Below are 24,054 nucleotides of genomic sequence, written 5' to 3'. Positions count from 1 at the left end.
GCCGACGGAGAGTTCCCATGCCCAACAAAGCCGCTGCCTTCAACATTTCTTTGTCCACCCAGGCCTGTCCTCGCTGCCGCAGCGTCGGCCTGGTGGAGATCGACGAGGCGGTGTTCTGCGGCGCACCCACCCGCGACAAGCACCTGGCCTGGCCCCCCAACGACCCGGCGCTCTATGCGCGCTGCGAGCGCTGTCATTTGGTGCTGGGGGTGTCGCCCGAGCCCGCCACGGGTGTCCCAGACCATTGGCACGTCTAATGCTAGGGTTTTCACTAGGTTGGCACGCAATCCAGCGACAATCGAGGCTTCGCTGCCTCGTCTCCCCACAAGGGGGCCTGGCGCTCGGTTTGTGTGCACTGTCCACCCGATGGTTGCCCTTTTGCTCTTGTCATGACCCCCACTTCGCCGACCCCCGCGCTACCGCCGTCTTTGCGCCACGGTGCTTATGAAGATGCCCAGGCCTTGCTGGCCGGCACGCTCTTCGTGGCCATGGCCTTGATGTTGTTCAACCAGTCAGGCCTCTTGATTGGCGGCACGGCCGGGATCGGGTTCTTGCTGCATTACCTGACAGGCATCTCCTTCGGCAAGCTGTTCTTCGTGGTCAATTTGCCGTTTTACTGGTTTGCCTGGACGCGCATGGGCCGGGAGTTCACGCTCAAGACCTTTTTCTCGGTGGCTTTGCTGTCGGCTCTGGTCGAGCTGTTCCCGCATGTGATCCATGTGGACTACCTCAATCCTTTGTTTGCGGCCTTGCTGGGGGGCTTGCTGCTGGGCACGGGTTGCTTGTTTTTGGCGCGCCACAAGTCCAGCCTGGGTGGTGCCACCGTGGTGTCGCTGTACCTGCAAGACCGATTTGGCATCCGTGCCGGCAAGGCCCAGATGTTGATCGACTGCAGCGTGCTGCTGCTGTCTTTGGCCGTGGTGCCACTGGAGCGCGTGGCTTACTCGGTGTTGGCGGCGGTGGTGATGAGCGTGTTTCTCTGGATCAGCCACCGGCCAGGCCGGTATGTGGGGCGCTGAGCTGGGCTGAACCTGCGGCCAGCGCACCCAAGCAGGGTGGCGGCAGCCTCGACCGCTCAGGCAAGGGACCGGCGTCGTTCGGCCAAGGACGTCGCGCGCTTCAGGTGGTTCTGGGGGCCTGGGTCAGCGCTTGGATCAAGTTCTTGGTGCAATTCCTCTCCCGTCCGTCACGAAACCGCTTTACATTGCCAGGGTGTTCGCTTTGTGCGCAGATCTGGCCGCCCCGCATTGACCTGCGCCGGCGCCGCTGCAGGCGGCTGAGCTTGGTGTGAATGGGCAGCCGTCGTCCTCTCGGCCGAAAGGATGTTCTTGTGACTGCCATGCCAATCCAACTTGACCGCGGCCCTGACCCCTTGGCCACCGCGCCTCTCATCCCTGAAACGCCTGGGCCTGATCGGGGCACGCATCGGCACGCCTTGTTGTCCGTCACCCTGCCCACCGCGCTGGCTGCCTGTGGTGGTGGCGGCGGCGGGAGCTCAAGCACCCCCAACCCACCCGTGGTCGTGCCCGGTCCCCAGCTCAGCGCGGCCGAGGCCGGCCGGTTTTTGAGCCAGGCCACCCTGGGCTATTCGCGGGCCGACCTGAATGCGCTGATGGCCAGCAGCTACAGCGACTGGATCACTGCGCAGTTCAAAGCCCCGCAAAGCCTCAGCCATGTCGACTGGCTCAAGGCCAATGGCTATGCCGATGCCAGTTACATCAACAGCACGGCGGGGCTGGACAACACCATTTGGCGCAAGTTCATCAGCTCGGGCGACCCTTTGCGCCAGCGCATGGTGTTGGCCTTGTCGGAGATGTGTGTGGTGTCGGTGCTGGGCATCAACGCCCAGTGGCGGCAGTTTTCGGTGGCCAATTACCTGGATGTGCTGGAGGCCCACGCTTTCGGCAATTACCGCACCCTGCTGCAGCAAATCACCCTCAGCCCGGCCATGGGCTACTACCTGACCTACCGGGGCAACCTCAAAGCCAACGCCGCCACTGGCAGCCAACCAGACGAGAACTACGCGCGCGAACTGATGCAGCTGTTCACCATCGGCCTGGTGCAGCTGAATGCGGACGGCAGCGTCAAGACCGGCAGCAACGGCCAGCCCCTGGAAAGCTACCAGCAAGCCGACGTGAGCGGCCTGGCGCGGGTCTTCACCGGCTGGAACCTCGACGTGGCCGGCCTGAGCACCCCTTACCCGCCCGATGTGCAGTGGCGCCCCATGGTCAACACGGCCAGCCGTTACGAGACCGGCAGCAAAAGCTTTTTGGGCACCACCATCGCCGCGGGCGGCTCGGCCACCGAGGCGCTGAACACTGCACTGGACACCTTGTTCCAGCACCCCAATCTGCCGCCCTTCGTGGGACGCCAGTTGATTCAACGCCTGGTCACCAGCAACCCCAGTGCGGCCTATGTGGCGCGCGTGGCCGCGGCCTTCGCCAACAACGGCTCAGGGGTTCGCGGTGATCTGCAGGCGGTGCTGCGGGCGGTTCTGTTGGATGCGGAAGCGCGCGACGCCACGCTGGCCGCCAGCCCCAGCTACGGCAAGTTGCGCGAGCCGGTGGTGCGCTTTCTGAATTGGGCGCGTGCCTTTGGCGCCAACTCGCCTTCCGGGCAGTGGGCCGTGGGCGACACCTCCGACCCGGCCAGCCGCCTGGGGCAAAGCCCCATGCGCTCGGGCTCGGTGTTCAACTTCTTTCGACCGGGTTACGTGCCGCCCGGCACGGCACTGACTACCCAAGGGCTGACGGGGCCCGAGTTTCAAATCACCAACGAGTCCTCGGTCGCGGGGTACATCAATTGGATGCAGCGTGTGGTGGCGGGCAGCAGCATCGGGGATGTGCGCGCCGACTACAGCAGCTTGCTGCCGCTGGCCGCCAATGCGGGCGATTTGCTGCAGGAAATCAACCAGGTACTGGCAGGCAGTCAGCTGTCAGCGGCAACCTTGGCCACCCTGCAAAGCGCGCTCAACACCTTGCCGTCAGGCACCCAGGCGCAGCTGCTCAACCGCATTCACGCGGCGCTGGTCCTGGTGCTGGCCGCACCCGAATACATCGCTCAGAAGTGAGGTCGCGCATGAACCACTTTCCCGATATCGCGCCCGACAACGCCTCGCGTCGTGCGTTCCTGCGCCGCGGTGCAGCCCTGTCCCTGGCGGGCAGCGCCACGCCTTGGGCCCTGAGCCTGGCCGCTATGGGGGAGGCCGCGGCGGCCACGGCCACCGACTACAAGGCCCTGGTCTGCGTGTTCTTGTATGGCGGCAACGACTACGCCAACACCTTGGTTCCTTACGACCAGAGCAGCTACAACACGCAACTGCAGTTCCGCAGCAACCTGGCGATTGACCGCAATGCGCTCACGCCCTTGCTGCTCAACCCCAGCACCGCCTTGCCCAATGGGCGCCAGTACGCCTTGGCGCCCGGGTTGGACCCTTTGCTGCCCCTGTTCAACGCCGGGCGCATGAGTGTGCTGCTCAATGTGGGCACCTTGATCCAGCCCACCAGCAAGGCGCAGTACAGCGCGGCCTCGGTGCCCTTGCCGCCCAAGCTGTTCTCGCACAACGACCAGCAGTCGTATTGGCAGTCGGAGTCGCCCGAGGGCGCCGCTTCGGGCTGGGGCGGGCGCATGGGCGACTTGTTTACTTCGGGCAACGGCAATGCCACCTTCACTTGCATCAGCGTGTCCGGCAATGCGGTGTACCTGTCTGGCAAGAGCGCCGTGCAGTACCAGGTGTCGACCAGCGGCTCGGTGCCCGTCACCGGCTTGCAGTCGCCGCTGTTTGGCTCCTCGGCCTGCAGCGCGGCTTTGCGTCAATTGATGACGGCCTCGCGCGTCAACCTGTTTGAAAACGAGTACGCCCGCGTGGGCGCGCGCTCCATCGATGCCAATGCCCAAATGACGGCCGCCCTGAGCGGCGTCAATTTGGCGACCGCGTTTCCGACCGGCAACTCGCTGGCGGACCAACTCAAAATGGTGGCCCGCCTGATCGCGGCGCGCTCTTCCCTGGGGGCCAAGCGGCAGGTGTTTTTTGTCTCGCTGGGCGGTTTTGACACCCACGACGGTTTGCTGACCACCCACCCCGGCTTGCTCAAGAACGTGGGCAATGCGATGGCGGCGTTTTACCAAGCCACCGTGGAGTTGGGCGTGGCCAACCAGGTGACCAGCTTCACGGCTTCGGACTTTGGCCGCACCCTGGTCAGCAACAGCGATGGCTCAGACCACGGCTGGGGCAGCATGCACTGGGTGCTGGGCGACGCGGTCAAGGGCCAGAGCTTTGTCGGCACGCCGCCAGTGATGGCCAACAACGGGCCCGACGACGTGGGCCAAGGCCGCTTGCTGCCCCGCTTGGCCGTTGACCAGTTGGGCGCCACCTTGGCCACTTGGTTTGGCGTGTCCAACACCGACCTGGCCACGGTCTTGCCCAATTTGCGCAACTTCAGCACGCCCAACCTGGGCTTCATGGCCAGTTGAGCGGGGGCAGCTTGGGCCAGCGCTGTGTGGTGCGGCGGTGTGGACAAGTTTTCGGCACCTGCTGTCCGAAGCGGGGGCTGGCCGCTGTTAGCATAGGGGGCTCTCCTCGTAGTTCAATGGATAGAACAAGTGCCTCCTTTCAATGGGCAGCCGGACGCGAAAGCCTCGGCTGAATGGAGTCAAACTCGGTGAACCCTCTGGGGCCTATTCAAGGCCCCGTGGCAACGCCGAACCAAGCCCGGTCTTCGGGAAGGTGTAGAGACTAGACGGCTCCTGCCTACCGGCCCCCAGGGCCCATGGCAAAGGCATAGTCCAGACCACGAACGCATGATGCGGCGGCGAAAGCCGAAGTGGTATGAAGCGCTAGATACAGGTTCGATTCCTGTCGGGGGGACCAATTCATCATCTCCAGACGCCTCGTCTGACCTCAAGAACCCGCTCTGCGTCTGGCTCGGCAGTGGCCGCTTCTGCTGTCGAAAGGCGTCAAGCCCTCACTCCGCCGCGATCTTGCGCTCCTTGATGATCGCCCCCCATTTGGCCGATTCATTTTTCATGAAGGTGGCCAGTTCGGCGCGGCCCGTGGGCTGCGGGGTCAGGCCGTGTTTCAGCAGGGCTTCTTTCACCTTGGGGTCGTTCAGCACCTTGACGATTTCCTGGTTCCATCGGTCCAGGACCGGCGCCGGGGTTTTGCTGGGGGCCACAAAGGCGTACCAGTTCAGCGCCTCGAAGCCCGGGTAGCCCGCCTCGGCCACGGTGGGGATGTTGGGCAGGTAGGGCGGGCGCGTCAGCCCTGTGGTAGCGATGGGAATCAGCTTGCCGGCCTCGATGTGGGGCAGGGCGGTGGGCGGGGCCGAGAAGTACGAGGTCACGCGCTCGCCCAGCAGGTCTTGCAGCGCCGGGCCGCCGCCCTTGTAGGGGACGTGCGTCATATCGATGCCCGCGCGCTCGTTCAGCAGTTCGCCTGCCAGGTGGGAGGCCGAGCCCGCGCCCGTGGAGGCAAAGTCCACGCTGCCCGGCTTGGCCTTGGACAGCTGCACATACTCCGCCAGGGTCTTGACCTTGGCCCCTTTGTGCACGACCAGCACGTTCGGAAAGTAAACGCCGCCCGAGACCGGGGCCAAGTCCTTGACCGGGTCGTAGCCCACTTTCATCAGGTGCGGGGCGATGGTCAGCGGGCCCACCGAGCCCAGCAACAGCACCGAGCCATCGGTGGCGGCATGGGCCACCTGCTGGTGGGCGATGTTGCCGCCCGCGCCGGCCTTGTTGTCCACCACCACCGACTGGCCGATGTTCTCGCCCAGCTTCTTGGCGATCAGGCGGGCCGCAGCGTCTGCGGCACCGCCGGCCGCAAAGCCCACCACCAGGGTGACTGGTTTCTTGGGGGGAAAGTCCTGGGCACTGGCGCTCAGGGCCAGGGCGGCGATGGCGAGCCCGAGGGCGCGCTGCAAGTGACAGCTTGGCATGAGGGAGGTCTCCTTTTGGGGGTGTTGTTGGTCTGCGGTGATGGGGGCTGGGCGCGCGGACCGTGCTCAGTCCGCACCCAGTCCGATGGGGTTGGGTTGGCGCTTTTCCACGGCGTGGCGCAACAGCGAGGCGGTGCGGAAGATGCCGTGGGCAAACTTGCCGTAGGGCAGGGTGGCGAACAAAGCCATCACGGCGCCCAGGTGCAGGCACAGCATCAGCGGCAGGGCAGGCCGGTCGCGCACGGCCCACAGGGCCAGGCCGCTGGTGGCGATGAGGAAGAGCAAGGCGATGAAGCCGCGGTCCATGGGCTTTTGCGCGGCGTCACCGTGCTGGGGGTGGCGACGCAGGTTCAGGCGCCACAGGCCCGCCGTGCCGACAGCCAGGCTCAGGCCGCCCAGGCCGCCCAGCAGCTTGGGCAGGCTGGGCAGGTCGTAGGGGGCGGGCAGGCCCAGCAGGTAATGGTAGGCCGTGGCCACGCTGGTGGCCGCAAAGCACAACATGAACCCATAGAAGGTCAGGTGGTGGCAGCGTCGGCGGGCCAGGGTGTAGGCATCGTCTTCGTTGGCGCAGCCCTCGCCGTGCCCGCCGTCCAGGTAGCGCAGGCGCAGCACCGCGTCGGTGGCTTCGGTGGCGGCGGGGGCCGTCAAGGGTGCGCCACTGGTGGCCGGGGTGATGTCACGCCAGAAGCGCCGCACGCCCAGGCTCAGCGCCAGGGCGGCGAACAAGAACACCGGGGCGAACAAGCTCACCAGCAGGTTGTGCGGGAACAGGCCATAAAAGCCACCAGCCTGGGCGCGCCACAGCACTGCCCAACCTTGGCCTTGCAAGACGATGGCCAGCACCAGGAACAGGGCCAGACCAGCGGCCAGGGCCAGCGACACAGTCAGGCCGTTGCGCTGGTACAGCGTGCCCAGCGCGGGCGGCCAGGCGTAGTCCGCATAGGTTTGGCCGCGCACCTGGGCCATGGACTGCGGGATGTTGACGGCAAACTCGTGGGGCGGCGCGTACTGGCAGGCGTGCAGACAGGCGCCGCAGTTGTGGCACAGGTTGGCCAGGAAGTGGATGTCCGCCTTGGGAAATTCCAGCCGCCGGGTCATGGCCGGGAAGACCGCACAAAAGCCTTCGCAGTAGCGGCAGGCGTTGCAGATCTGCAGTTGGCGTGCCACTTCGGCTTCGGCCGGCGACAGAGGCTGTTCGGGAACGATGTCGCCGTTGGCCAGTGCCCGCGCATCGCGCGCCAGGGCTTCAAGCGATTGCATGGGAGGCTCCTTGATTCAAGTGGGTGGGCTGCTGGGGGTGCAGCGCTGCGGCCGCGGCCTGGGTGCCGGCGATGCGGCCAAAGGCGGTGCCGATGCTCATGCCGACCCCGGCGGTGTAGCCTTTGCCGAGGACGTTGCCAGCCATCATTTCGCCGGCCACAAAGAGGTTGCTGCTGGGGACCTGGTTGAAGCGCACGGCGGCGGTGTCGTCCGTGTGCAAGCCCAGGTAGGTGAAGGTCACGCCTGGTTTGAGCGCATAGCCATAGAAAGGCGCGGTGTCGATGGGGCGCGCCCAGTGGGTCTTGGCGGGTGTGATGCCCTCGGTGTGGCAGTCGTCCAGCTCGGTGTGGTTGAAGCGGCCCACGCGGCAGGCGGCGTTGTAGCTGTCCAGCGTGTGCATGAAGGCGTCCTCGGGCAGGCCGAGCTGGCGCGCCAGTTCGGGCAGGGTGTTGGCCTGCACGCCCTGGAACACCGGCGGCATGAAGCGCCCGATGGCTTGGCTGTCGATGATCGAGTAACCAATCTGCCCGGGCTGTTGCGCCACCAGGCGACCCCAGATGGCGTAGCGCTTGGGCCAGAAGTCCTCACCTTCGTCGTAGAAGCGTTGGCCGTCGCGGTTCAGCACCACGCCCAGCGACACGCAGTCGATGCGCGTGCAGATGCCGCCGTCGTAAAGCGGTGCGCGCGCATCGATGGCCACCATGTGGGCCTGGGTGGGGTCGCCGATGCGGTCGGCGCCGTGGTCTTCCAGCAGGTGGCGCAGCAGCACGCCCTGGTTGTAGGCGGTGCCTCGGATCAAGAAGTTGTCCGAGGGCCACTCACCGCGCTCATTCTGGCCCCAGGCCTCGCGCAGCCAGTCGCGGTTGGATTCGAAGCCACCGGCGGCCAGCACGCAGGCCTTGGCCGTGATGCGCTCAGGCCGGCCCTGCACCAGGCAGTGGGCCGCCACAAAGCGGCCGTCGACGATCTCCAGCCGCTCCACCGGGGCTTCGTAGCGCACTTGCACACCCAGCTTTTCGGCACTGCGGTAATAGGCGTTCACCAGGGCCTTGCCGCCACCCATGAAGAAGGCGTTGGTGCGCGCCACATGCAGCGCGCCGGACAGCGGCGGCTGAAAGTGCACGCCGTGTTGGCGCATCCAGTCGCGGCAGGTCGACGAGGCGCGGATCACCAGACGCGCCAGGTGCTCATTGGTCAGGCCGCCTGTCACTTTGAGCAGGTCTTGCCAGTACTCCTCTTCGGGGTAGGTGTCGACCAGCACGTCCTGCGGGGCATCGTGCATGCAGCGCAGGTTGCGGGTGTGGCTGGAGTTACCGCCGCGCCAAGCACGCGGGGCAGCCTCCAGCAGCAGCACGCTGGCACCGGCCTCGCGCGCCATCAGGGCGGCGCACAGCGCGGCATTGCCACCGCCAATCACCAGGACATCGGGTTGGGTCGACATGGGTCTCCTTCGGAACGCTCAGGGAAGCGCCGGAGGGCATCCGGCATGAGCGCGATCGTAGGCAGACCCTCGCCTGGCGTGCAGCCGGGCCCGGCGATGGGGGTATCACAAAGCGTGATGGGCTGAGTCGGGCGTGGGCAGGCTGAGCTGGGCGCCCTGCCAGCGGCCGCTGTTGACCAACTGGCGCGCGCAATCCCGGAGGACCACGCGCGCGGCCAGGGCTGCGGGCGACAGCTCGGTCTCCGGCAGGCTGCACAGCAAGTTCACGCGCCGCGCCGGCACGCCGGTGAGCCGGGCGCATTGAAAGCGCTGCGCCGCGTCCGGGTAGCGGCCCAGTGCCGCCCAGGGCTGCAGGGTCGAGCCCAGCCCGGCGTCGACCGCCGCCATGACCATGGCCAGCGAGTCCACTTCCAACACCACATGGGGCGTCAGGCCGGCGTTGGCGAAGGCGGTGTCCAGCGTGCTGCGCAGGCCGTGGGGGCCAGTGGGCAGGATCAAGGGTTCTGCCGCCAGCGCCGCCAGCGGGATGTCTGCGTCCAAGCGGGGGGCGCTGGCACTGCGCATCAGGAACAAGTCCTCCTCCAGCAAGGGCTGGATCTCCCAGTGACGGGCGCTGGCGGCTTGCTGCACCTGGTGCAGCCGGGTGTCGAAGAGCAGGGCCAGGTCCAGCTCGCGCGCGTTCAGCATGCCCGTCAGGTGGCCCGACATGCTCTCCACCATGTGCAGGCGCACGTCGGGGTAGCGCTCGCGCATGGCTTGCATCAGGGGCAGGCCCAGCACGGCCGAGGTGGTCGGCGCCAAGCCCACCGTCACGGTGCCGGACAGGCGCGCCTGTTGGGCCGCGCGCACCGCCTGTTCGGCGTGTCGCAGGGTCAGTTGGGCCTCACGGTAGAAGGCCAGGCCCGCCTCCGTGGGCGTGACCCCGCGCGGCGTGCGGTGCAGCAGGCGGGTGCACAACTCGCTTTCCAGGCGGGTGATCTGTTGGCTCAGGGCCGACTGCACCATGTTCAGGTCGAGGGCGGCGCGGCTCATCGAGCCTTGCTCCACGATGCGTAAAAAATACCGCAGTTGTTTCAATTCCATCGGTGAGGTCTCCAGGGGCATGCGGTGTCCATGCGCTCAGTTTGCACTGTGGCCCGGGCTCGGGCGGCTGTCGGTGGCCCCGACAGCGCGCCAAGAGTCACTCTGCGCGAGGCCTGGGCGCCAGGGGCGCGCAGGTCTGCATGGGGTACACGCCACGGTTCCCGGCTGGTGCGGGGCACCTGCCTGCACCTCGTCATGAGCGAAATAAACCTGTGGTTCAATCCGGTTATTCATGCCATTTTCAGCGAGGAGGACAAGGGTGCACCAAGCAGCGTTAAGCGGGCCATCGATGCGTCGGGGCCAATTGAAGAACCAGTTATTCGCCCTGATCCTGGGCTTGGTCGCCGGCTGCACCTTGGTCGGCGCGGCGGCGGTGTTGGCGGTGGGCTGGAGTGACGAGCAGGCTCGGGTGGCCAGCCAGCAGGTCACGGACCGTTTGCTGCTGACCACGCGCTGGCAGGCCGAAGTGCGCGTGAGCAATGACGCGGCGCTGTCCGCCATCATGAACACCAACCCCGTGGCGCAAGGCGTCTTGGACCAACGCGTGCAGACCAGTTCGGCCCAGTTGGCCAAGTTGGTGGAGTCGCTGGGGCAGACCCAGCGCAGCCCGGAAGAGCAAGCCTCCTTGGCCTTGGTGCTGCAGCAAGGCCGGGAGATTGGCCAGTTGATCGGCAAGCTCCAGGCCATGAAGCAGTCCGGCGAACTGGCCCGGGCCGTGCTGGGGGTGAGCAAGGAGCTCAAACCCAAGGTCGATGAGCAACTCAAGGCCATGGACGCCCACTTGAGCCGCGTCGAGCAAGGGGCCCGCGAGCAGGCCCTGGCGTTTGAGCAGCAACGCCATCGCATCGAGATGCTGGCCCTGGCCTTGGCGGCTTTGGCCATCGGCTTGGGGTTTGTCGTGGCCCTGAGCGTTGGGCGTCGCATTGCGGCGGCCATCACGGTCTGCCTCAACACCGCGCAGGCCATTGCGTCTGGCGACCTGACCCGGCCCGCCCACAGCGAACGCAACGACGAACTGGGCGACTTGGTGCGTGCGCTGGAGACCATGCGCAGCACCTTGAGCAGCACCTTGCACACCATCCAGCAGTCGGGCAGTTTGGTGGCTTCGGCCTCGAACCACATCGCTTCAGGCAACCAGGACCTGCAGCGGCGCACCGAGGACTCCGCGGCCCACCTGCAAAGCACAGCAGAGGCCATGGCCCACCTGCAGCAGGGATTGAGCCACTCCGCGGCCTCGGCTGCCAGCGCCCACCAATTGGCCACCCAGGCCACGCAAGCCGCAGGCCGGGGCGGTCAGGTGGTGGGCCAGGTGACGGCCACCATGGACACCATTTCGGAGGCCAGCCGGCGCATCACCGACATCGTGGGTGTGATCGATGGCATTGCCTTCCAAACCAACATCCTGGCCCTGAACGCCGCCGTGGAGGCCGCCCGCGCGGGCGAACAAGGGCGGGGCTTTGCGGTGGTGGCCAGCGAAGTGCGCACGCTGGCCCAGCGCAGTGCCTCGGCGGCCCGGGAAATCAAGGGCTTGATCACCAGCAACGTGGAGCGGGTCGAAGCAGGCACCTTGCAGGTCAAGGACGCCAGCGCCGCCATGGACGAGATCGTGGCCTGCGTGCACCGGGTGTCGCAAACCATCAGCGAAATCTCGGCCACCACCGCCGAGCAGAGCCAGGGCATCACAGGGGTGAATACCGGCCTGGGCCAGCTCGACGCCATGACCCGGGACAACGCCCACCTGGTGGACGAAGCCACCCAGGCGGCTGACTCACTGCAGCAAGAGGCGCATCACCTGGCAGGTGCGGTCAGCCGCTTTCACCTGAGCGCTCAGTCGTAGCTCACCGTGAAGATCAGGTCCACGGCGCTTTTTTCACCCGTCTGCGCGCGCAGGGTGAGGCGCCGGGTCAGGTCGTAGAAGATGTAGAACGTGCCCATGGTGCCGGCCAGGCTGCGTTCGTAGGACACATAAAAGTCCTTGGACAGGCGCTTGCCCAGGGTCAGGGCAGCGCTGGTCACGCCAGTGTCGGTGTTGCGCACGCCGCTGAAGGACACCTCGTCCAGGCCCAGCGACTGGGCCAGCCCATCGGACAGGCTGCGCCCGCCTCCGAGCAAGGCCAGGGCGGCCTGCTGCAGCAGGGCGGATTCCGCGGCGCCGCTGGCGGCGGCCCGGCCCAGCACCAGCCAGGCCAGTTTGTCGGCGTCCGCCATTTCCGGCTCGGAGAACAAGCGCACGCGGGGCGACAGCACCGTGCCGGTGATTTGCACGCCCACGCGCGTCGAGAGGTTGGGCCGGATCGCCAGCACCTCCAGCGCGGGGTCGTCGTAGCGGCCACTGAAGCGCAGCACCCCGGTCTCGATGGTGAGCTGCTGGCCATAGGCCTTGTAGCGGCCCTGGTCGGTGCGCAGTTCGCCCGTGACCTGGGGGTCGCCGCCACTGGCAAGGACGCGCAGGGTCAAGGTGCCGCGCAAGCGGGTGCTCAGGCCCCGGCCCTGGACTCGGAAGTCATCGCCCAAGTCAAAGCTGACCTGCACGTCAGGGCCGGCTTTGGCGGCGGGTGCTGCAGTGGCTGGCTTGGGCTGACCTGGGGGCGCGAGGGGGGCGTTGGCGCGGCGCTGGGAGGAGCTGACTTTGACGTCAGCGCCCAGGGTGGGGGCGGTTTCGTCCGGCAGGATGAACAGGGCCTGGTCGGCCTTGAGTGCGCCGCGCACCTTCAACTGGCCGTCACGCAGGCGCATACCGATCTGGCCGGACACGGCCAGGCGCCGGTCCGCCCGCGCTGAAACCCGCAGGCGTTCAGCCTGGGTTTGCAGGTCAACTTCAAGGGCCTGGCCGGTCCAGCGGGCCTGGCCAGTGGCGCTCAGCGTGCCGCCATCGCCACCGCCGCCGCCGGGGGCGCCCCGCAGGGTGAACTCGCGGATGTCGATCTGGTCGCCACTGAGCTGGGCCCGCAACTTGCCTTCGCGCAGCTCCACCCCTTCGACCACAGAGCGCAAGGCCAGGTTGCTGGCGCGGATTTCGCCCGTCCAACGGGGGCTCTGCAGCGTGCCTTGCAGGCTGGCCTGCGCGTCCAGGGTGCCGCGCAGGCGCCAGCCCGGTGGCGCCAGCATGGACCAGGCGCCGAGCTGCGGCAGCTGGGCCTTGAGTTCGCCCGACAGCGGAGCGTCCGGTGGCCACTGCCAGCCTTGGGCGTCCTGGCGCAAGCGGGTGCTCAGGCGCGCTTGCACTTGGCCGGCGCGCTCGCTGTCCCAGCGCAGTTGGGCCTCGACTTGCTCACCGTCGAGCTGCAGGTTCAGCTCGGCCTGGCGCACCCCGGCGCTGCGCTGTGCCGCGGTGGCTTGGGTGCCGGGGGGCAGGTCGTCGGCTTGCAGTTGCAGGTCGCCACTGTGTCGGGCCACGCGCAGGCTGGCCTGCACGCGCTGGTCGAGGCGGGCCTTCCAGTCGGCGTTGAGCACCAGGTCGCCTGCCACGCCCAGGCCGCTGCCGTCACCGCGCAGGGCCGCCAAGGCTTCCAGCCAGGCCTGCGGAATGTGGCGCAGCTGGCCCTGGCTGTCCCAGCGGGCTTGCCCCTTCAGGCTGGACCAGCGCGCGGCCTGCCACTGCAGTTCGGCGGGCGTCGGGCTGCTGCCTTGGAGCACGGCTTGGCCCGGGGCCAAGCTGAGTTCAGTCAGGGCTTGCTGGGGGCTGTGGCTGAGTTGCAGGCTCACGGGCGCTGTCAAACCCAGGGTCCAGGGGCCGCCGGGCACTTGACCCGAGGTCTGCAGGCTCAGTGTTTGCAGCAGGGCGGTCCAGCGGCTGGCCTGGGGCCCGCTGGTGGCGGCCTGGCCGGCCTGGGCCTGGACTTGGGCCCGCAGGCTGTGGCCTCCTTGGGCCAGCACGCCTTGCAGGCTCAGTTGCAACGGCAGGGCGCCGGGCGCACCGGGCAGGCTGCCGGCGAGGCGGGCCTGCAGTTGCTGCACGCGCAGGCCGGCGGCGGGACCCTCGGCGGCCCAGTCCAGGCGGGGCAGGTCGAGTTGCACATTCAGGCTCAGGGGGCGTGCGGTGCTGGGGGGGCGCTCGCCGTTCCAGTTGGCCAGCAGGCTGGCCCAACCGCCTTGCCAGTCGCCTTGCAACTGGCCCTGGCCCGCCACGGGCAGGCTGCTGCGCAGGGCGCTGAGGCCGGGCAGGCCTTGCAACCAGCGGCTCAGGGCGGCAGCGTCTTGCAGTTTGACCAACCATTGGCCCTGGCCTTGCTGGGCGCTGAGCTGACCTTTGAGCTCGGCGTTCAGACCGGGGGCTTGCCATTGCAGCTGGGCACTGCCGCCCAGGGGGGCGGTTTGGGCCCGCAACTGGCCAGTGAGCGAGGCCTCGGCCAGCTCCAGGCGCAGGCCGTCGAGTTGCAACTCGCCGGCCTGCCAGCGGCCAGTGGCGCGGGCTTGTTTCAGTTGCAGTGCGCTCCAGAGGGCGGCCGATGGGGCGGCTGGGGTCTTGGGGTTGGCGCTCAGCGCTCGGGCTTGCAGGTCGGTGCTGAAGCTCAGGTCGTCCACCTGGCTGCCGGGGCCGCTCAGGCCCTGGGCACTGAGCTGGCCGTCAATGGCGGCGGGGGGCAGGGTGCTGAGCAAGGCGGCGGGGTTGATCCCTTGCAGCTGGGATTGGACGCGCCATGCCGGGCTTTGGCCGGGGGCGGCCTGGGGCCAGCGGGCGTTCAGGCGCAGCAGGCCGGTGCCCAGTTGCACTTGCATGTCCTCGGCCAGCCAGGTGCTGCCTTCAGGGTGGGGCTCCTGGCGCACGGTGGCGCTCAGCTGCGTGACAGGCAAGCGCTGCAGGTCCCAGGGGCCGGGTGCGGCGTTGTGGAGTTTCAGCCGGGCTCCCCACTGGGCTGGCGCGGCGTCTGGGGCTGGGGGCTGCACGTCAACCGTGCCCGACAGGGCGGTGACCGGGGCTTGCGGCCACAGCAGGCTGAGGTCGATGGCGCTGAGTTGCAGCTGAGCCTGGTGCAGCGGTTGGCGCGCCCAGGGCCGGACCTGGGCGCTCAGGTGGGCGCTCATGGGGGAGGCTGCAGGCTGGTGCGGGTGGGCCCGGGCGCTGGCCGTCGCCTGGCTGGGGGCCTTTTTCAATGGGCTTGGCGGGGGCGTGTCGGCGTGCGTGTGGCTGGCCTCGTCGGCTTCTGGGCTGAGTTCGGCCTGCAGTTGCAGGGTGGCGTTCGGGCCCGACAGGCTGCCTTGCAGCAGCACACGGGCCTGCACGGCCGCTGGCGCCGGGGCTTTGAGTGGCGTGGGCACTTCGCCCTCGATGCGCGCTGTCAGTGCCATGGGGGCGTCGGCTTGCAAGCGGATGTCGCCGTGGTAGTGACCCGCTGCCAGGTTCAGCTCGCCCCACTGCAGGTGGTGCTGCTGACCGTCGTAGTGGTAGTGGCCCGAGAAGTCCTTCACCTGCAGGCCGGCCGCAGCAGGCAGCTTGAGCTCCCCCAGGCTCAGGGGGGTGTCAATGGTCAGCGGCAGGCGCAGCTCGGTCAGCGGGGGGCTGGCGGGCGTGGCGCTGTCTTCGGTCCGGATCTCGAGGCTGCGCGCCTCCAACTGGCTCAGGGCCAGGTGCCGGTCCAGCAAGGGGCGCCAGTCCCAGGCGATTGTCAGATCGCTCAGGGTCAGCGCCGTGCCGGGCTGGGCCCATTGGAGTTCGTCAATCTGGCCGCCGCGCAGCAGGCTGCCGCGCACACCGCGCAGGCTCAGTGTCTGGCCCGCAGGCAGGAAGCGCGGGGCTTGTTCGGCCATGGTGGCGAGCGAGCCCTCGCTGCCGGCCCACCAGCCCAGCCCACCCAGCAGGGCCAGGGGCAGTCCCACGAACAGCGCAGCGCCACCCAGCCAGCGCCGCGCCCGGTGGGGCGCTGGCAGGGTGGCCGGAGTGGTCTGGGGGCTGGGGGCTTGGGAGGTCGACATGGTGGGAGGCGGCGGGCTCAGAAGCTGAAGCCCAGGTTCATGTGCAGGCGCCAACGGTGCGTGGCGGCGCCCCAGGCGAGGTCCAGGGCCAGCGGGCCCACGGGGCTGCGCCAGCGTGCTCCCACGCCCAGGCCCACTTTGGCCTTGAGTTCGCTGGCCTGGTTGGCCACGGCGCCGGCATCGACAAACACGGCGGCATCCCAGGCGGTGGTGCGGCCCTGGCTGCGCAGCGGTTGCTGCCATTCCAGGCTGCCGACGGCCAGGTAGCGCCCGGCCGACAGGCTGCCGTCGGCCTGCACGACGCCGATTTCGCGGTAGCCGTAGCCGCGCACGGTGGTGTCGCCACCGGTCAAAAAGCGCTGGGTGCTGGGCAGAACCACGTTGCTGCGCGCGCCAATGGCGCCGCCTTCAGCGCGCCAAGCCAGGCGGGGGGTGCTGGCCAGGCTGCGCTCGGGGCTGACCCCGATCGGCAAAAAGCCCAGGATGCGGGCCCGGCTGCGCAGGTAGGGCTCACGCTGGGCGCCCAGGGTCAGGCCCGCGCCCAGTTCCACCGCCAGGCCGAAGCCCTGGGTGGGGAAGGGCAGGGTGTTGAAGTTGCGCCGCGTCCAGGCGTAGTTGGCGGACACGCTGGAGGCGTTTTCGGGCGGGCTGCTTTGGGTGATGGCGTGGTCGTACTGCAGGAACAGGTTGCGGTCGTAGCGTTCCTCGGTTTTGCTGCGGCCGGCGCGCAGCATCAGGCTGTTGACCGGTGCGCTGCCGCCGAGCTGGCGCTGCAGCTGGGCCGAGGTGGTGGCGCGCCAGTTGTCGGTGTCGGGCTGGCCGGTGAGTTCGGTGCCCAGGGTTTTGGTTTCACGGTCCAGCGACAACTTGCTGACTGCACGCCAGTCCAGCCAGGGCAGTTTGCGGTGCGTGTATTCGCTGGACAGGCGTGCGCCGCTGTCGGTGCTGGCGCCAATGCCCAGCACCCATTTGTGCAGCTTGGCTTCGCGCACCTGCACGCGCACGGTGGCGTTTTGCGGGTCGCCTTGGGTGTCCAGCGACATGAACACGGAGTCAAAGTAGCCGCTGTCGGCCACGCGTTGCTGGGCCTCCAGCAGGCGGGTCTGGGTGTAGACCGTGCCTGGTGGGATCTGGGCCAGGCGACGCACCAGCTCGGGATCGTGCAAGCGTGTGCCTTCGACCACGATGTCACCAAAGCGGTAGTCGGGGCCGGAGTCCAACGTCAGGCTGAGCACCGCCTCGTGCAGGTCGGTGTCGATGGCGGCTTCGCTGCGCAGCAGGTGGCCGGTGGGGAAGCGGTTGGCCGTCAGGCGGCGCAAGGCCTCGGTCTTGGCCTGGTCCCATGCGGCCTGGGTGAAAAGGGTGCCGGGGCGCAGGGCCCAGCTGTCTTCCAAGTCTTTTTGTTGTGCCGCCAGGGCGTTGCTGTTGAGGATCTCACCTTGCAATTGAAGGCTGAAGCGGCTGATGCGCACTGGCTCGCCGGGCTGCACCTTGAGCAGCACCGTCCAGCGCGGGCCGGGCTGCTGGGGCTTGGCGCTGGCGTCGGTCGTGGATGGGGTGCTGGCCGCTGCGGCCAGGGCCTCTGGCAGGCCGGGGTCCTGCACGCTCAGTTCGACGGTGGCGCTGAAATAGCCTTGGGTGGCCAGCAATTCGAGGGCGTTGTCGTGGGCACTGCCCAGCAGGCGGTCCAGCTCCTCACGGTCCAGGTCCTGAAGCTCCCGGTACTGCAGCAATTCGAGGTGGCGCATCAGGTGTTCGCGCAGTGCGTCGGGCGCTTGGACTTGCAGGTCGAAGGCGGCAGGGGCGGTGGCGGGGCGTGGGTCGGCCGCCCAGGCATTGCCCAGGGTGAAGAGGGCCAGCCACAGCAGCCACAAAAAAGCCGGCGTGTGCGCCGGCTTGCCTCGCCTGAATCCGAACATGCGTCTATTTTGACAGCATGCGCATCGCGTCTTCGAGGCCCTTCAAGGTCAGGGGGAACATGCGTTGGTTCACCAGCTGCTGGATCACCGCAATGCTTTGCCGGTATTGCCACACGCCTTGCGGCTCGGGGTTGATCCAGGCGAACTTGGGGAACGCATTGGTGAGGCGCTGCATCCACTCGGCGCCTGGCTCTTCGTTGTTGTATTCCACGCTGCCGCCAGGCTGCAGGATCTCATAGGGGCTCATGGTGGCGTCCCCGATGAAGATCAGCTTGTAGTCCTTGTTGTACTTGCGGATGATGTCCCAGGTGGCGAACTTCTCCGAGAAGCGGCGCTTGTTGTTCTTCCACATGTAGTCGTAGACGCAGTTGTGGAAGTAATAGAACTCCAGGTGTTTGAACTCGGCCTTGGCGGCGGAGAACATCTCTTCGACGCGCGCAATGTGCTCATCCATGGTGCCGCCCACGTCCATGAGCAGCAGCACCTTCACGTTGTTGTGGCGCTCGGGCACCATCTTGATGTCCAGCCAGCCAGCGTTGGCCGCGGTGGAGCGGATGGTGTCGGGCAGGTCCAGTTCCTCGGCCGAGCCCTCCCGGGCGAACTTGCGCAGGCGGCGCAGCGCCACCTTGATGTTGCGGGTGCCCAGCTCTTGCGTGTCGTCGTAGTCCTTGTATGCGCGCTGGTCCCACACTTTGACGGCGCTTTTGTTGCGGCCCTTGTCCTGCCCGATGCGGATGCCTTGTGGGTTGTAGCCGTTGGCGCCAAAGGGGCTGGTGCCGCCCGTGCCAATCCATTTGCTGCCGCCTTCGTGGCGTTCTTTTTGCTCTTCAAAACGCTTTTTCAGCGTTTCCATGAGCTCATCCCAGCCGAGTTTTTCGATTTTGGCTTTTTCTTCGGGACTGAGCTCCAGCTCCAGGTTTTTGCGCAGCCATTCCAGCGGAACGTCTTTGGTGAAGTCGGCCAGCATTTCGACGCCCTTGAAATAGGCGGCAAAGGCGCGGTCGAACTTGTCGTAGTGTTTCTCGTCCTTCACCAGCGCCGTGCGCGACAGGTAATAGAAGTCGTCGATCTTCCAGGCGTTGTCGGAGTTGGGCCCCACCACATCGGCCTGCAGGGCTTCGAGCAGGGTCAGGTACTCCTTGACCGAGACGGGCAGCTTGGCGCTGCGCAAGGTGTAGAAAAAGTCGATCAGCATGGGCGGCTCCTGCGAGGAACGGGGTCAGTGCCCGGCGCTGGCGCGCTGGGCCTGCAGGTACAACAGTTGGGCCTTGGCTTCGGGCCATTCGCCGGCGCGCATGCTGTACATCACCGTGTCGCGCACCGTGCCGTCGCGGCGCAGGGCGTGGTGGCGCAGCACCCCGTCCTTGCGCGCGCCCAGGCGTTCGATGGCACGTTGCGAGGCGTGGTTGAAATTGTCAGTGCGCCAGCCCACCACGGCACAGCCCAGGGTGTCGAAGGCGTGGCCCATCATCATGAGCTTGCAGCTGCTGTTGACGTGGCTGCGTTGCACGCTCTTGGCGTACCAGGTGTAACCAATCTCCACGCGCTGGATCGCCGGCACGATGTCGTGGTAGCTGGTGCTTCCCAGCACGCGCCCACTGGCCTCGTCGACCACCGCGAAGGCAAAGCGGTGGCCCGACTCGCGCATTTGCAGGGCGGTCTCGATGTAGGCGCGGGTCTCCCCGGGCGCGGGCACCGAGGTGATGCGCAGGTTCCACAGTTCGCCGTCGGCAGCGGCGGCGGCCAGGCCTGCCTCGTGTTCCAGACCCAGGGGCACCAGCTTGACGCCGTTCAGGCTCAGGGTGACGGGTTCCACATATGCCATGTGTGCTCTCCAGTGCTCAGTCGCGCAGGGTTCAGCGGTTGCGCTGGTTCATGAACACGAGCTTTTCGAACAAGGTCACGTCCTGTTCGTTTTTCAGCAGGGCGCCCACCAGCGGCGGCACGCTGACCTTGCTGTCGGCGCTTTGCAGGGCTTCGAGGGGGATGTCCTCGGCCACCAGCAGCTTGAGCCAGTCCAGCAGCTCGGAGGTGCTGGGCTTTTTCTTCAGGCCGGGCAGGTTGCGCACGTCGTAGAAGGTTTTCATGGCGGCCGTCAGCAAGTCGGCCTTCAAGGTGGGGAAGTGCACGTCGACGATTTTCTTCATCGTCTCGGCGTCGGGGAACTTGATGTAGTGGAAGAAGCAGCGGCGCAGGAAGGCGTCGGGCAGCTCTTTCTCATTGTTCGAGGTGATGAAAACCAGCGGGCGGTTCTTGGCGCGGATCATCTCGCGCGTTTCGTAGCAATAGAACTCCATGCGGTCGATTTCGCGCAGCAAGTCGTTCGGGAACTCGATGTCGGCCTTGTCGATTTCGTCAATCAGCAGGGCCACCGGCTGGTCCGCCGTGAAGGCCTGCCACAGCACGCCTTTGACGATGTAGTTGTTGATGTCCTTGACCCGCTCGTCACCCAGTTGCGAGTCGCGCAGACGACTCACCGCGTCATATTCATACAGGCCTTGCTGGGCTTTGGTGGTCGATTTGATGTGCCATTGCAACAACGGCATGCCCAGCGCTTCGGACACTTCTTCGGCCAGCATGGTCTTGCCGGTGCCAGGTTCGCCCTTGACCAGCAAGGGGCGCTTCAAGGTAATGGCCGCATTCACGGCGAGCATCAGGTCTTGCGTGGCGACGTAATTTTGGGAGCCTTGGAATTTCATGGGCGGTGTTGGCTTAACAGATGTGTTGCGGGAGCGGGGCTCGATATAATCAATCGTTGATTTTTCTCAATCCCCTCGGTACTCAATCATCCATTTGATTGTGCTCGCAAAATGAACAAGATGTTGACCACGGTATTTGCCCTTGCTGTCGCTTCCGTGACGGCCTTCTCCACGACCGTCCGCGCCGATGAGGTCAAGACGGACATCCAAGCGAAGGTGGCCATGTGCATTGGGTGCCATGGCATCCAGGGCTACCAAGCCAGCTTCCCCGAGGTGTACAAGGTGCCGCGCATCGCGGGCCAGGGCGAGAAGTACATCGCGGCGGCTTTGACGGCGTACAAAAAGGGCGAGCGCAAGCACCCCACCATGCGCGGCATTGCCGATTCATTGAGCGAGCAAGACATCACCGACGTGTCCGCTTATTACGCCAAGCTGGGCCAAGTCGAGGGCGCCAGCCTGCCGGACAAGGCCAAGCGCGAACCCAGCGCCAAGGTGGGTGAGCTGCTGAAGAAGGGCGCTTGCGTGTCCTGCCATGGCGACAACTTTGCCAAGCCGATCGATCCGTCCTACCCCAAGTTGGCCGGTCAATACAGCGACTACCTGTTTGTGGCTTTGAAGGCTTACCAAGTGGATAACAACCCCCAAGTGGGTCGCAACAACGGCGTCATGGGCGGTGTGGCCAAGCAGTTCAGCCATGCCGAGCTGAAGGCCTTGGCAGGCTACATCAGCAGCTTGGATGGCGACCTCAAGACCGTGGCCCAGAACAAGTTCCGCTGACCGAATCCAGCAAACCGACTTGGTTGCCAAAAAAGCCGCTCCTGGAGCGGCTTTTTGACTTTTGGGACACTGCTGGAGCGTTCGCCCCTGTGGAGGCGTGATGTGGCGTCAGTCCCGGGTGGCGGCTCGCTGCACGGCATCGATGTAGGCATGGCCGTCTGGGGGGCGTCCGCTGCGCTGGCTTTCCCAGAGCATGCGTCCCAGGCACTCCATCACCTCGTGGTGGGCGTCGTGCAGGGAGTCGCGCCGAGCCGTCAGCAGCTCCACCGCCTGCCGGATGCCGCGCGGCTGGTCGATGCTGCACTGCTCGCTGATCGACAGGTGCATGGACAGGTGCAGAAAAGGGTTGGCCTGTTGGTTTTTGCCATCGTAGACGCGGGCCACGGCCGCATCGGCATCGGCCAGGTCGGCGTGGTATTCGGGGTGCTCGGCGATCCACTGGCTGGCCAGGGTCTCGATGGCTTCCATCGGTTGACCGGCCTGGGCCTTGGCGTGGGCTGAGCAGAAAAAGCGACGAACGTCGTCCTGAGAGGGGCTGAACATGGGGCACAAGGGTATCACCACCTTTGAAGCCCCGGCTCGGCTGCGGTCAAGCGCAGGCCTTGACCGCTCACACCCGGGGATTGCTGAGCATGCGTGAGATCGCTTGGGCCGACTGCAGCAGGTGCGGCAGCATGCGGTCTTGCATCTCAAAAGCGCTGGTGCGGTTGGCCTGCCCGCTGATATTGAGGGCGGCAATGACCCGCCCATTGCGGTTGACGATGGGCGCGGCCATGGAGATCAGGCCTTCTTCCAGTTCCTGGTCCACCAGACACCACCCTTGGTCACGGGCCTGGCGGACTTTGGCCATGAGCTCGTCGGCGTGGGTGACGGTGTAACGGGTGCGGCCGCTGAGTGCGCTGGCGTTCAGGCGTCGAATGACTTCTTCATCCGGCAGGCCGGCCAACAGGATGCGGCCCATGGAGGTGCAGTAAGCGGGCAAGCGCGTGCCCACGCCCAGGGTGATGCGCATGATCTTGTGGGTGGGCACCCGCAGGACGTAGACGATGTCGCTGCCATCCAGCACCGCCGCGGAGCATGACTCTTTGACCCGGTCGACCAAGCCTTCCATGACGGGTTCGGCCAGGTTCCAGATCGGCATGGAGGACAGGTAGGCGAAACCCAGGTCCAGGATGCGCGGACTCAGCCGGAACTGGCGACCATCGGTTTCGACATAGCCCAGGGTTTGCAAGGTCAGCAGGATGCGTCGCGCGCCAGCCCGGGTCAGGCCGCTGCGGGTGGCGACCTCAGTGAGTGTTTGTTGAGGGGCTTCGGCGCTGAAACTCCGGATGACTTCCAACCCTCTTGCGAAGGATTGGACATAGCTGTCGCTGGGGCGTGGGGGGCTGCTCTCGGCTTCCGGGAGCGTCACGTCGGTGTCTGGGGTCATTGCCATAAGAGCGTCAATCTTTTAAAATTCTTTATGCGAACCATTGTTCGATACTAGAACAAATTTTGAGGTTTGCCAACGCTTGCAATAAGACCCTTGGGGGTCTTTGGGGCAGGCACCTCGGGCGCGTCGCGAACAACAAGCGACTGTGCCTCATCTTCTCTGGAGAACCTCTCATCATGATCAATAAGTGGGTGCCCACTGTGGCTCAGGCCCTGGCGGATGTTTCGGACGGTAGTACGGTACTGATAGGCGGTTTTGGCACAGCAGGCATCCCCAACGAACTGATCGACGGTTTGATTGAGCAGGGTGCGCGCGACCTCACCGTCGTCAACAACAACGCGGGCAATGGCGAGACCGGTTTGGCCGCCCTGCTCAAGGCGGGTCGGGTGCGCAAGATCATCTGCAGCTTTCCGCGCCAAGCGGACAGCCAGATTTTTGATGCGCTTTACCGCAGTGGCAAGATCGAACTCGAACTGGTGCCGCAGGGCAATCTGGCCGAGCGCCTGCGCGCCGCAGGGGCGGGCATCGGTGCATTTTTCACCCCCACGGGGTATGGCACCGAGATGGCCCAGGGCAAGGAAACGCGTGAAATCAACGGCCGCCAGTACGTGCTGGAGCACCCGATCCACGGCGATGTGGCCCTCATCAAGGCCGAGCGTGGCGATCGTTGGGGCAATCTCACCTACCGGCAATCGGCTCGCAATTTCGGACCGGTGATGGCCACCGCCGCCCGTTTCACGGTGGCGTCGGTGTATGAGGTGGCCGAGTTGGGCCAGATCGACCCAGAGACCGTCATCACCCCCGGTATTTTTGTGGACCGCGTGGTCTGCATCGAACGCCAGGCCACCCAAGGCGGTGGATTCAAGGCCGCGGCTTGAGCCAGCGGGTCTCTGCCCCTTCTACGAACAGAAAGCCCTCACATGAGTGACTACACCCGCCGCAGCAAAGACGAACTGGCGCGCCGCGTGGCGCTGGACATCCACGATGGCGCCATCGTGAACCTGGGCATCGGCATGCCAACCCTGGTGGCCAACCACATTCCCGCCGACCGCGAAGTGATTCTGCAAAGCGAAAACGGCATCCTGGGCATGGGGCCCGCCCCCGCACCCGGTCTGGAAGACTATGACCTCATCAACGCTGGCAAGCAGCCTGTGACCTTGCTGCCGGGTGGCGCTTTCTTCCACCATGCCGACAGCTTTGCCATGATGCGCGGCGGCCACATCGACATCTGCGTGTTGGGCGCATTTCAGGTCTCGACCACCGGGGATCTGGCCAACTGGAGCACCGGCGAGCCAGGCTCCATTCCCGCAGTGGGCGGCGCGATGGACCTGGCCACGGGCGCGCGCCAGACCTGGGTGATGATGGATCTGCTGACCAAGCAAGGCGTCAGCAAGGTGGTGCAGACGTGCACCTACCCCCTGACCGGGCTGGCTTGCGTGAAACGCATCTACACCGATTTGGCCACGCTGGAATGCAGCCCCGAGGGCTTGCGCCTGGTGGACGCGGTGCCTGGGCTGACGCCAGAGGCCCTGCAAGCGCTCATCGGCTTGCCGCTGGCCCATTGAGCCTGCACCCAGATCTGAATCCAACCCCC

19 protein-coding genes are annotated in these 24,054 nt (G+C 66.3%); 8 read left to right on the top strand and 11 right to left on the bottom strand.

The window, feature by feature from the left end; all coding sequences use genetic code 11:
- Positions 1–17: 17 nt before the first annotated feature.
- The 4 genes from PSQ39_RS14925 (at position 18) to PSQ39_RS14910 (ending at position 4,473) form a co-directional block, all read left to right on the top strand.
- Positions 18–257 carry a hypothetical protein gene (locus PSQ39_RS14925; RefSeq protein WP_273927616.1) on the top strand — a complete coding sequence of 80 codons (240 nt, stop codon included), beginning with the start codon at positions 18–20 and terminating at the stop codon, positions 255–257.
- 132 nt (positions 258–389) lie between these two features.
- Positions 390–1,019: a YitT family protein gene (locus tag PSQ39_RS14920; RefSeq protein ID WP_273927615.1), complete on the top strand. Its 630-nt coding sequence runs from the start codon at positions 390–392 to the stop codon at positions 1,017–1,019.
- Positions 1,020–1,339: 320 nt separating this feature from the next.
- Positions 1,340–3,070, top strand: a complete 1,731-nt coding sequence (locus PSQ39_RS14915; RefSeq protein ID WP_273927614.1) for a DUF1800 domain-containing protein — start codon at positions 1,340–1,342, stop codon at positions 3,068–3,070.
- An 8-nt stretch (positions 3,071–3,078) separates the two neighbouring features.
- Entirely contained in the window at positions 3,079–4,473 is a 1,395-nt protein-coding gene (locus tag PSQ39_RS14910; RefSeq protein WP_273927613.1) for a DUF1501 domain-containing protein, read from the top strand.
- 491 nt (positions 4,474–4,964) lie between these two features.
- Here PSQ39_RS14910 and PSQ39_RS14905 read toward each other — a convergent pair whose 3' ends face one another.
- The 4 genes from PSQ39_RS14905 to PSQ39_RS14890 all read right to left on the bottom strand — a co-directional run bounded on the left by PSQ39_RS14905 (position 4,965) and on the right by PSQ39_RS14890 (position 9,720).
- A complete protein-coding gene (locus tag PSQ39_RS14905) occupies positions 4,965–5,936 on the bottom strand; it encodes a Bug family tripartite tricarboxylate transporter substrate binding protein (protein ID WP_273927612.1) in 972 nt (323 codons plus the stop codon).
- A gap of 66 nt (positions 5,937–6,002) precedes the next feature.
- Positions 6,003–7,196 (bottom strand): tricarballylate utilization 4Fe-4S protein TcuB, encoded by a 1,194-nt coding sequence (gene tcuB / locus PSQ39_RS14900; protein WP_273927611.1) that lies wholly within the window; start codon positions 7,194–7,196, stop codon positions 6,003–6,005.
- Positions 7,183–8,637 carry an FAD-dependent tricarballylate dehydrogenase TcuA gene (gene tcuA, locus PSQ39_RS14895; protein ID WP_273927610.1) on the bottom strand — a complete coding sequence of 485 codons (1,455 nt, stop codon included), beginning with the start codon at positions 8,635–8,637 and terminating at the stop codon, positions 7,183–7,185. Before tcuA ends, tcuB begins: the two co-directional genes overlap by 14 nt.
- A 105-nt stretch (positions 8,638–8,742) precedes the next feature.
- On the bottom strand, positions 8,743–9,720 hold the full coding sequence (locus PSQ39_RS14890) for a LysR family transcriptional regulator (RefSeq protein WP_273927609.1): 978 nt from the start codon (positions 9,718–9,720) through the stop codon (positions 8,743–8,745).
- A gap of 304 nt (positions 9,721–10,024) precedes the next feature.
- Between PSQ39_RS14890 and PSQ39_RS14885 the strand changes: the two genes are divergently transcribed.
- The gene (locus tag PSQ39_RS14885) at positions 10,025–11,557 is read left to right on the top strand and encodes a methyl-accepting chemotaxis protein (protein ID WP_273927608.1); all 1,533 of its coding nucleotides are present in this window, start codon (positions 10,025–10,027) and stop codon (positions 11,555–11,557) included.
- On the opposite strand, the gene PSQ39_RS14880 is transcribed toward PSQ39_RS14885, so the two are convergent.
- Genes PSQ39_RS14880 through PSQ39_RS14860 form a run of 5 tightly spaced genes read right to left on the bottom strand, consistent with a single transcriptional unit; the run spans position 11,548 to position 20,251 of the window.
- Entirely contained in the window at positions 11,548–15,633 is a 4,086-nt protein-coding gene (locus PSQ39_RS14880; protein ID WP_273927607.1) for a translocation/assembly module TamB domain-containing protein, read from the bottom strand. The two genes, PSQ39_RS14885 and PSQ39_RS14880, sit on opposite strands and share 10 nt — an antisense overlap.
- 17 nt (positions 15,634–15,650) lie before the next feature.
- Entirely contained in the window at positions 15,651–17,552 is a 1,902-nt protein-coding gene (locus PSQ39_RS14875; RefSeq protein WP_273927606.1) for an autotransporter assembly complex protein TamA, read from the bottom strand.
- 4 nt (positions 17,553–17,556) lie between these two features.
- Positions 17,557–18,747: a vWA domain-containing protein gene (locus PSQ39_RS14870; protein WP_273927605.1), complete on the bottom strand. Its 1,191-nt coding sequence runs from the start codon at positions 18,745–18,747 to the stop codon at positions 17,557–17,559.
- 24 nt (positions 18,748–18,771) lie between these two features.
- Complete coding sequence (locus tag PSQ39_RS14865; RefSeq protein WP_273927604.1) at positions 18,772–19,377, bottom strand: GNAT family N-acetyltransferase; 606 nt, start codon at positions 19,375–19,377, stop codon at positions 18,772–18,774.
- A gap of 31 nt (positions 19,378–19,408) precedes the next feature.
- Positions 19,409–20,251 carry an AAA family ATPase gene (locus PSQ39_RS14860; RefSeq protein WP_273927603.1) on the bottom strand — a complete coding sequence of 281 codons (843 nt, stop codon included), beginning with the start codon at positions 20,249–20,251 and terminating at the stop codon, positions 19,409–19,411.
- A 111-nt stretch (positions 20,252–20,362) separates the two neighbouring features.
- Between PSQ39_RS14860 and PSQ39_RS14855 the strand changes: the two genes are divergently transcribed.
- Positions 20,363–21,028 (top strand): c-type cytochrome, encoded by a 666-nt coding sequence (locus PSQ39_RS14855; RefSeq protein WP_273927602.1) that lies wholly within the window; start codon positions 20,363–20,365, stop codon positions 21,026–21,028.
- Between the two features lie 108 nt (positions 21,029–21,136).
- Here PSQ39_RS14855 and PSQ39_RS14850 read toward each other — a convergent pair whose 3' ends face one another.
- Together PSQ39_RS14850 and PSQ39_RS14845 are read right to left on the bottom strand one after the other, a co-directional pair.
- Complete coding sequence (locus tag PSQ39_RS14850) at positions 21,137–21,571, bottom strand: DUF1841 family protein (protein ID WP_273927601.1); 435 nt, start codon at positions 21,569–21,571, stop codon at positions 21,137–21,139.
- A gap of 67 nt (positions 21,572–21,638) precedes the next feature.
- A complete protein-coding gene (locus PSQ39_RS14845; protein WP_409242040.1) occupies positions 21,639–22,463 on the bottom strand; it encodes an IclR family transcriptional regulator in 825 nt (274 codons plus the stop codon).
- A 173-nt stretch (positions 22,464–22,636) separates the two neighbouring features.
- Here PSQ39_RS14845 and PSQ39_RS14840 point away from each other — a divergent pair, with 173 nt between their 5' ends.
- Both PSQ39_RS14840 and PSQ39_RS14835 read left to right on the top strand, forming a co-directional pair.
- Positions 22,637–23,338, top strand: coding sequence for a 3-oxoacid CoA-transferase subunit A (locus PSQ39_RS14840; protein ID WP_273927600.1), 702 nt, complete (start codon positions 22,637–22,639; stop codon positions 23,336–23,338).
- A gap of 42 nt (positions 23,339–23,380) precedes the next feature.
- On the top strand, positions 23,381–24,025 hold the full coding sequence (locus PSQ39_RS14835) for a 3-oxoacid CoA-transferase subunit B (protein WP_273927599.1): 645 nt from the start codon (positions 23,381–23,383) through the stop codon (positions 24,023–24,025).
- Positions 24,026–24,054: the final 29 nt, after the last annotated feature.

This window comes from Curvibacter microcysteis (genome assembly GCF_028649455.1).
In the GTDB taxonomy this organism is placed as follows: Bacteria; Pseudomonadota; Gammaproteobacteria; order Burkholderiales; family Burkholderiaceae_C; genus Curvibacter; species Curvibacter microcysteis.
This window is presented reverse-complemented; position numbering and strand designations above follow the sequence as displayed.